General features: G+C 44.3%; 1 protein-coding gene. It reads right to left on the bottom strand.

Going from position 1 to position 592, the window contains the following annotated elements:
- Positions 1-45 precede the first annotated feature (45 nt).
- Positions 46-592, bottom strand: a 547-nt coding sequence (locus V7747_RS18560) for a hypothetical protein (protein WP_335617471.1), incomplete at its 5' end; no start/stop codon positions are given.

Below are 592 nucleotides of genomic sequence, written 5' to 3'. Positions count from 1 at the left end.
CTACTGCATGAAGGCCCCCGATGGCCGTCGGGGGTGGGCCTCAATTTACCCAAACACGGCAGAAATTATCCATACAAAGCTATAGTTCTTACTTTCCAGAATTTCTTCCTGCTCTTTAGTTAAGTCTGAGCCTGAAATCTCATCTAGAGCCACGTCTGCGGAATTGTTTAAATGATGGTAATGTCTTTGTCGCCACAGAAGACAATACTTTGAAATTGCCTCATGGTTTCTTTCTGGAAAACTTTTTATATTATCGATTTCTTTATGGAAGGCGTCTTCTATAGACGCCATATAACCAGTTTCTGCACGTTGATCCCAAGTGCGTTTGGTACAAAATATTTTCGCTCGCTTATGTCTTTTGAAAATTGTTGAAGATGATAGCTCCATTACCTCTACTTTATCGTCAAGGTCATAGAACAGCGAAATAGCATGAGCGGTGTGAAAGTGCTGCTCTATGGTTAGCTGTCTAGGATTCTTTTTGATGGTAGGTTCGTATGGCATTACTCTACCTTCGCTAACGCCCGGCACACGTGCCGGTTTGTAGCCGCGGAGCGGCGGAAAAGCGGTCACTGTGCTGCCGCTTGTTATGAGT

It is taken from the genome of Halopseudomonas sp. (assembly GCF_036960865.1).
Lineage (GTDB): Bacteria > Pseudomonadota > Gammaproteobacteria > Pseudomonadales > Pseudomonadaceae > Halopseudomonas.
Note: the sequence above shows the minus strand (reverse complement) of the source record. Positions and strands in the feature narration are given on the sequence as shown.